The sequence below is a fragment of the Eubacterium sp. BIOML-A2 genome (assembly GCF_009680135.1).
Classification (GTDB): domain Bacteria; phylum Bacillota; class Clostridia; order Lachnospirales; family Lachnospiraceae; genus Faecalicatena; species Faecalicatena contortus_B.
Genome location: NZ_WKZK01000040.1, coordinates 80,256 through 88,865, shown reverse-complemented (window position 1 = coordinate 88,865; position 8,610 = coordinate 80,256). Strand labels below are relative to the sequence as shown.

Sequence of the window (8,610 nt, the reverse complement as noted above, 5' to 3'; positions counted from 1 at the left end):
TGAAGAGCCGTATGCGGGAAAGCCGCACGTACGGTTCTGGAAAGGATTATACATTGCGAAATGTGTATTTACTAAACAGGGCCGTCAAGACATAGGAACAGTACGGTAATTGAGATGTGCAGAGAATGGAGGCGGAATGTTTATTACAGGAAGGGTCCGCAGAACGATAGAAGAATTGGAAAAATACAGGGTGACTCATAAAAGAGGGCCGGACAGAATGTACATAGATACAAGAAGCCCCTTTTCCTTATATCCACCGGAATGCGGCCGCTACGAGGAGTGCTGTAATTCTGTCAGATGGGGTGGAAAGGATGCCCACTGCTGGATGAAGTTTGAGATGATCGTTCCGGAGAGGTTTGCAGGAAAAACACTTCTGGCAGAGTTTTCTACGGAACACACAGATGATTGGAATATTGCCAACCCTCAGTTTAAGGTTTTCCAAAACAAAGAACTGGTTCAGGGACTGGATGTTAATCACCGGGAAATGATCCTTTGTAAAGAGGCGGTGCCAGGTGAATGTCTGGTGTATGAGGTATCGGTGTATTCGGGCATGGATGATGCGGTATTTCCGGTCAGCCTGTCGTATGGGCAGTTTGATACCCTTGTGGATAAAGTGGTCTATGATCTCCAGGTTCCGATGAAAGTTATAGCGGAATTACATGAGGGGGACGAGAGACGGATTAGAATTGGAGCGATTCTGGAGCGTGCGGTAAACATTCTGGACTTCAGGGACAGCAGGACTTCGGGGAAGCTGTTCAGACAGAGCCTCCGTGAGGCGTCTTTGTACCTGGACGATGCGTTTTATAAAAAGGCAGAGGAAATGACGGGGCCTGCAGTATACGGAATCGGGCATACCCATATAGATGTTGCATGGCTCTGGACAGCAGAACAGACGCGGGAAAAGGCCGCCAGAAGTTTTACAAATGCGCTGAGGCTTATGGAGCGGTATCCTGAATACCGGTTCTTTTCGAGCCAGCCCCAGCTCTATGAATATGTAAAGGAAGATTACCCCGGCATATTCAGGCAGATTAAAAGGCGTGTGGAAGAAGGACGGTGGGAGGCAGACGGCGGAATGTGGCTGGAAGCCGACTGTAATCTTACATCGGGAGAGTCACTGGTCAGACAGCTATACTATGGAAAGAAGTTTTTTAGAGAGGAATTTGGGAAGGAATGCGAAGTATTATGGCTGCCGGACGCTTTTGGGTTCAGCGGCGCCTTACCCCAGATTCTAAACAAATCCGGGATCAAATATTTTATGACTGCAAAGGTCTGCTGGAATGAATATAACCGGCTGCCCTATGATTTGTTCGAATGGCATGGGATTGATGACAGCAGTGTTCTTGCTTATATTATAACATCGGTGCTTCCGAAAGAAGACCTGCAGGGGCTGAATGAGGGCTTTCCGATCAGTACGTATAATGGATTCCTGCAGCCGGATGTGCTGATCAAGACCTATGAAAGGTTTCAGCAGAAGGAGTTTAGCGACACCGTACTTCTTCCATATGGTTATGGAGACGGAGGCGGAGGAACGACAGACTGGATGCTGGAATATGGCAGGCGTCTCGAAAAGGGAATATCGGGCTGCCCTAAGTTCCGGTTTTCCAGTATATCCGGCTTTACAGAGCTTCTGGAAGAAAAAAGGCAAGGAGTACGCCTTCCCCAGTGGGTAGGGGAGCTGTATCTGGAATATCACCGGGGTACTTATACGAGCCGCGCCAAAACAAAAAAATACAACCGGAGGGCCGAATGCTTACTATCGGAGGCAGAGTTCCATGGTGCGCTTGCTTCTGCCTTAAGCGATGGTTATCAATATCCGCACAGCAGGCTGGAGCAGATGTGGAAAACTGTACTGCGCAATCAGTTTCACGATATTCTTCCCGGAACATCGATACCGGAGGTGTATGAAGTGTCTGACATGGAATACGAAAGTGTTTTTCAATGCCTTGGAGGAATTAAAAGTGAAGCGCTTGAAGAGGTTGCGGCGCTGATCAGCACTGACGGCCATTCACTGGCAGCTTTCCATGCGTCAGGGAGCACCTGTCCGCAGATTACCGAGGCAAAACTTCCGGACTGGTGCAGCGGAATTATGGATGAGAGGAACGGCTTTGTTCCGGTGCAGCCCCTCCACAGCGGAAAAGCACTGGTACTTTTGGAGGGCCTTCCGTCTTTTGGGTACCGTACTTACCGGTTAGCCGGGAAGGAAGAAGCGAAATGCGCACAACATCAGGTTCCGGATGTGAGAGCGACTACGGCAGAGATGGAAAACCAATACTGGAAGATCAGCCTGGATACGAATGGCGTTATTACTGGGATATATGATAAGAAAGAGAAGAGAGAGGTTCTGAAAAAGGGAGGAAAAGGAAATCAGCTTCTGGTTTTTGAAGATATGCCCCATAATTTTGATGCATGGGATATCACGGAATACTACCGCCAGAAAATGTGGAAAATAAACGAAGCTGAATCCGTATCCGTTACGGAAAACGGACCACTCCGGTGGACAATAGAAATTACAAGAAAATATCAGAGTTCCTGCATTGTTCAAAAGATGCATATGTATCATGTACTTCCGTATATTGAGTTTGAAACATGGATCGACTGGCACGAAGAACATACGCTTTTAAAGGCTTCATTTGAGGTGGATATTCATTCGGATTATGCAGCCTATGATATTCAGTTCGGCAGCATTCTAAGGCCTACGCATTCCAATACCAGCTGGGATGCGGCAAAATTCGAGGTATGCGGGCAGAAATGGGCTGACTTGTCTGAATATGGTTACGGAGCGGCTATTCTGAACGACTGTAAGTATGGATACGATATTCATAGAGGGGATATGCGTCTGACCCTATTAAAATCAGCCACTTATCCGAATACTAAGGCGGATCAGGGGGAGCATACCTTTCGATATGCCTTTTACCCTCATGCGGGAGACTGGCGGGAGGCCGGGGTGGTACCGTATTCAAAAGCATTTAACCAGATGGTCTTTACACAGCAGCTGGGCCCGCAGACGGGGAAGATACCAGGCCGTTACAGTATTGTGAAGGCACAACAGAACAATATTGTAATAGAGACGGTGAAAAAAGCGGAAGGGCGTGAAGGAATACTGGTAAGGTTTTATGAGGCATTTAACCGGCACTGCACGGTAGAGATCACATTTGGTTCCTGTATGAAAGAGGCCTGGGAATGCGATTTGATGGAAAATTTGATACAGGACATGGAATCGAATATCTCCTGCGGGGGCAATTCACTCTGGATTGAGGTAAGGCCGTTTGAGATAAAAACGTTATATGTCGTTTTAGACCTGGATTGACGGACTGATAAAAGGGCTAAAACGGAGGAAGAAAGGAAGGTTTCAATGACAACGAAGATAATAGAGACGAAAGAAACAATGACACCAAAACAGAGACTGCTGGCCGCACTGCGCGGTGAGAAGACAGACCGCACTCCATGGTGCCCGAATCTGGCATATTGGTATGATTTTAATCCGGAAGAGGCCAGGGGAAAGAGCATGATGCAGGTCATGCAGGAAATGGGTGCGGATCCATTGATCAGGGGATTTGATCCTACAAAAATAGAATATGAACATCTGCGGATGTATCAGACCGTCTATCAGGGGTGCTCCATTGAGGACGTATATGATAAAGAGAAAAGAACGATGACAATCCGTACCCCCATAGGATGTCTGACTGCCAGATATATCATTACGCCGGATGGTGAGACGTGGTTTTTATCGGAACATCCCATTAAAGAAGAGGAAGATTTTAAAATCGCCAGATACTTTTTTGACCATATGGAACTCATTCCGGATTATACTGCGTACAATAAAGCGGCGGCAGAGGTAGGAGAGGAAGCGCTCATTGTGCCTATGCTGATGCCAGAAATAAATCTGAAAAGCGCCTTTCAGTCATTGCTGGAATTCTGGCTTGGAACGGAGGAACTGGTATATGCTTTAATGGATTATCCGGAAGAAGTGGAAGCATTACTGGAAAGTATACGCAGAGTTGACCGGATTGCAGTGGAAATATCCGCTGGGTCAGATGCGGAAGTCTTCCTCACCTGGGAAGATACATCCACCACCAATATCTCCCCGTCCTATTACGAAAAATATATTCTGCCGGAATTAAATGAATGGTCTGAAATACTGGAGAGCCGCCAGAAGATGTATATGCAGCATGCCTGTGGCCACCTTCAGGCGCTTCTGGGGCTGATCGCCGGATCAAAGGTGCATGGGATTGAGTCGATATCCCCTGCGCCTACCGGCAATATAGTTATGAAAGAGGCACGCAGGGTGCTTCCTAAAGAAAAATTCCTTGTGGGAGGTATCGAACCGACAGAGTTTTTGAATTGGTCTCTCAGTGAATTGGAGGTTTATGTAAAAGAGTTGCTGAAGGACATGGAGGGATACCCGTTTATCCTTGCGAATTCCGACAGCTGCCCCCCGGGCGTAGAATATGAAAAGTTTTTAATGATTTCAAAAGTGGTCAGAAACCAAATTTAATGATCATGCCGTGGTCAGGTAACAGTTCAGGCCTATCTGAATCGTTGTCTGGACAGAGGGAGAAGAAGAATGAATACGTTATATCAGACAATAGCAGACTATGTCAATGACCTTACGATTATAGATACACATGAGCATCTGCCAAACTGGGAACAGGAACTGGAAGAGCCGGTGGATTTTTTCAGCGAATATTTATCATCGTATTTACAGGATGATTTGATCAGTGCGGGAATGCGCAATGAAGAGATGGCAACATTATCTCGATGCAAAACAGCGCAATCCGGGCAGGCACAGCTGGAAGAAAAATGGCAGATATTAAAGCCATATTTAAGCAGAGTTGAAAACACAGCATATTACCGGCAGCTGGACAGAACGGTGGAAGGATTGTACGGGATGCATTTTCCTGACTCACAGACGCCGTGGGACACCGTCCTGGAGTTGAATAAGAAGTTCCTCGCAGCCAGAGGGTCGGGAAGGTTTCAAGAAGTGTTATGGGAGAAATGTAAGATTGAAACTGCCGTCCAGGATACTTTTGACCTGGAATGCGACAGGCGGTATTACCGCCCGGCGCACAGGCTGGATGCCTTTATATTTCCGGAAACAAGGCAGCAGTTGGAACAGATTGAAGCGGACACAGGGATTAGGATCAATGGATTTGAGGATTGGCTTAAAGCATGTACACATTCAATGGAAACTGCTGTTGAAAACGGGGCAGTGGCCTTTAAGCTCGGGCTGGCCTACGCAAGAAGCCTAAAATACGGGCATTCCACAAAGAGTGAGGCGGAAAAAGACTTTCTGGACCTGTTTGAAGAGCGGCACCTGCCTGCGTGGAGAAGGGGGCTGTACGAGGGGGAAGCTTTTCAGAACTATATGATGCATTTTGTCCTGCATTTTGCAGCAGAACACAAGCTGGTTTATCAAATACATACGGGCATGCAGGCGGGATGTCCGAATTTCCTTGCAAACAGCAATCCCGAATTGTTAAACAATTTTTTTATAGAATACCCGGATATAAAATTCGATATTTTTCATATCGGATATCCGTATCATAAAAGCCTGGCGGCGCTGGCTAAGATGTTCCCTAACGTATATATCGATATGTGCTGGGCACACGTCATTTCTCCATATGCAAGCAGATGCGCGCTTGCCGAGTTTTTAGATACCGTTCCGGTTACGAAAATCAATGGATTTGGCGGAGACAGCCTGTTTTTGGATGCGGTTTACGGGCACCAGCTGATGGCCCGCGAAAATATCAGTATGGTACTTGCTCAGTGCGTGGAAGAAGGAACATATTCAATGGGGCAGGCAAAGAAATTTGCAGAAAGAATCTTATATCAAAATCCAAAGGAGCTGTTTGGACTATAATCCAAAGAAAAGGATAGAAAAATGAAAATTACAGAGTTTCGATGTGAACACAGGACTCATCCAATGGGGATTGATACCAGGAGACCAGAGTTTTCCTGGATATATGAGAGTGAAGTGCCGGATACCAGACAAGTACATTATCGGCTGCAGGTCTTTGACAAAGGCCGGAAATTATGGGATACAGGCGCGCTGGAAAGCGGGCAGTCGTTTGGAATAAAGTATGCAGGCCGGGAATTGGAGTCTTTTACAAGGTATGATATAGAAGCCTGTATTTGGAGTAATCATGGGGAAGCCGCTGAGTACAGCGGATGGTTCGAAACGGGACTTTTATATCAAAAGGATTGGACCGCAAAATGGGTGGTGCCCGAGCAGGTTCCGGCTTACCGAGAAAAACCCCAGGAGAGCGCAGAAATATCCTATTCAAGCATTCCAATAGATGACATCAAAATGCAGCCGGGACAGATGATACGTATGGAATTTAAAGTAAAACCATGCCTGCGGTCCGCCAGAATCTATGCAACCGCACATGGGATTTACCGTCTTGAACTGAATGGCCGCAGGGTGGGAGATATGGAGTATGCACCGGGCAACTCTTCCTATGACCATTGTCTGGAGTATCAGACGTATGATATCACGGACGGTCTGAAGACAGGAGATAACGCGCTGGGTATGACAATATGCCCAGGCTGGTACTGCGGGAAGGTGGGCCTGACCGGAGACAGCTGCCAGTATGGTACATTATTGGCCGGGCTGTTTCAGATAGAGGTCTTGTATGAGAACGGACAGCGTGAACGGTTTGGTTCGGGAGAGACATGCTGTTCCGAGATGGGACCGGTAAAATATGCCGATCTTTTTGTTGGGGAATGTTATGACGCCCGGGAGGAAAGAAAAAATTTCAGCCTGCCGGGATATTGGTCCAGGGAATTAAGGCCGGTTCAGACAGCAGATTATGGATATGAGAATCTGTGTGCGCAGACAGGTGAACCGGTACGTGTATGTGAGACATTGAGTCCGGCGCGCATCTATCAGTCTCCCAGGGGTGAAACAATACTCGATACGGGGCAGGTTCTGTGCGGCAGGGTAAAAATGAAAGTACGCGGAAAGCGCGGCACAAAAGTTGTCCTGGAGCATACCGAGACGGTGGATCAACATGGAAATTTTGTGCGCAATATCATCGGAGAATTCGTACTGCAGACGGATACCTATATTCTCCATGGAGAAGGTCCGGAAATATTCGAACCCAGCTTTACCTATCACGGTTTCCGTTATGTCAGAATCAGCGGATATCCGGGAGAGCCAAAACCAGAGGATTTTGAAATTCAGGTGATCTATACGGATATGGAAATGACAGGTGGATTTTGCTGCTCTGACGAGCGTCTGAACCAATTACAGCACAACATCCTGTGGAGCCAGAAAAGTAATATGGTATCCGTCCCCACCGATTGCCCCCAGCGGGAGAAAGCAGGTTTTACAGGGGATGCGCAGATATTTATACCGACAGCATGCAGAAATATGGATGTACTGGAATTCTTTATGCGCTGGCTGAAGCTCATGCGGGAAGAGCAATTGGAGGATGGCCAGATCCCCATTATTGTTCCTTATTTGCCGGCATATCATCCCAACAGTACAACTCCGTATCAGACCCATACCTCTGCGGGATGGGGGGATGCAGCCGTGATCGTGCCGTGGCGGCTGTATCAGGCATACGGCCAAAAGAGCATTTTAGAAGAAAACTATGCAATGATGGAAAAATGGATCGAATATATTCGATATACGGCAGAACACGAACATCCGGAAAGTACGGACGGCACCGGAGGAAATATAAAAAGGGAAGAGTGGGAAAAGTATCTCTGGAATACGAATTTTCACTTTGGGGACTGGCTGACTCCGAGTGTAAGCATAGACCAACAGACCGGAGATGTAGATATGCTGAGAAGCGCCTATCGTACGATGGACATCGTTCCCACCTGCTTTTACGCGTATTCTACAGAGTTGATGGCGCAAATTGCCCAAGTCCTTGGAAAATATGACGATGTGCAATACTATAAGCAATTAAATGAGAATGTAAGAAATGCATTTATCCGTGCATTTACTGACGGGAAGGGTATGATAAAGACCAAATTACAGGGTATTTATGTTTTAGCGCTTCAGTTTCATTTGATTCCGGAAGAATATAGGAAGCATACATCCGCGATGTTAGTCAGACTGATCGAGGAGAATGACGGCAGGCTTGACACTGGATTTCTCTCCATTCCGTTTTTACTGGATGTGCTGGTGGAAGAAGGATATACAAAGACTGCATTCGACATTCTATTTCAGGATGAATGCCCGTCCTGGCTTTATGAAGTGAAGATGGGAGCTACTACTGTGTGGGAGATGTGGCAGGCGGTTAAGCCGGATGGAGAAGTAACCTGCGCTTCTTATAATCATTATGCTTTTGGCTGTGCAGGAGATTGGATGTACAGGGAAATCGGCGGAATTCATGCGGCCTGTGAAGGCTACAGGGAGATTGTGGTAAAGCCTCTTATAGATCCCCGTATTACGTATGCATGGAGCAGGCATCGAAGCCCCTATGGAAATATCGAAGTATATTGGGAAGTAAAGAATGGACAGATATATATGGAGGCAGAGATTCCTTGCGGAACAGCGGCAAAGATATACATACCGCGCAGGAATGGGACCTATAAGGAAAAGCAGGCAAAATCGGGGCATTATATATTTCAGGAGCCGTTCGTCTGAGTGGAATAGAT

Annotated in this window: 4 protein-coding genes; all 4 read left to right on the top strand. The window is 46.9% G+C overall.

Translation table 11 applies throughout. From position 1 onward, the window contains the following. Window positions 1–136 precede the first annotated feature (136 nt). The 4 genes from GKG43_RS14430 (at window position 137) to GKG43_RS14415 (ending at window position 8,599) form a co-directional block, all read left to right on the top strand. Entirely contained in the window at window positions 137–3,307 is a 3,171-nt protein-coding gene (locus GKG43_RS14430; RefSeq protein WP_055151487.1) for a glycoside hydrolase family 38 C-terminal domain-containing protein, read from the top strand. A 45-nt stretch (window positions 3,308–3,352) separates the two neighbouring features. Then, a complete protein-coding gene (locus GKG43_RS14425; protein WP_055151484.1) occupies window positions 3,353–4,495 on the top strand; it encodes a uroporphyrinogen decarboxylase family protein in 1,143 nt (380 codons plus the stop codon). 69 nt (window positions 4,496–4,564) lie between these two features. After that, window positions 4,565–5,860, top strand: a complete 1,296-nt coding sequence (locus GKG43_RS14420) for an amidohydrolase family protein (protein WP_055151481.1) — start codon at window positions 4,565–4,567, stop codon at window positions 5,858–5,860. Window positions 5,861–5,881: 21 nt separating this feature from the next. Further along, window positions 5,882–8,599, top strand: a complete 2,718-nt coding sequence (locus GKG43_RS14415) for an alpha-L-rhamnosidase (RefSeq protein WP_083487017.1) — start codon at window positions 5,882–5,884, stop codon at window positions 8,597–8,599. Window positions 8,600–8,610: the final 11 nt, after the last annotated feature.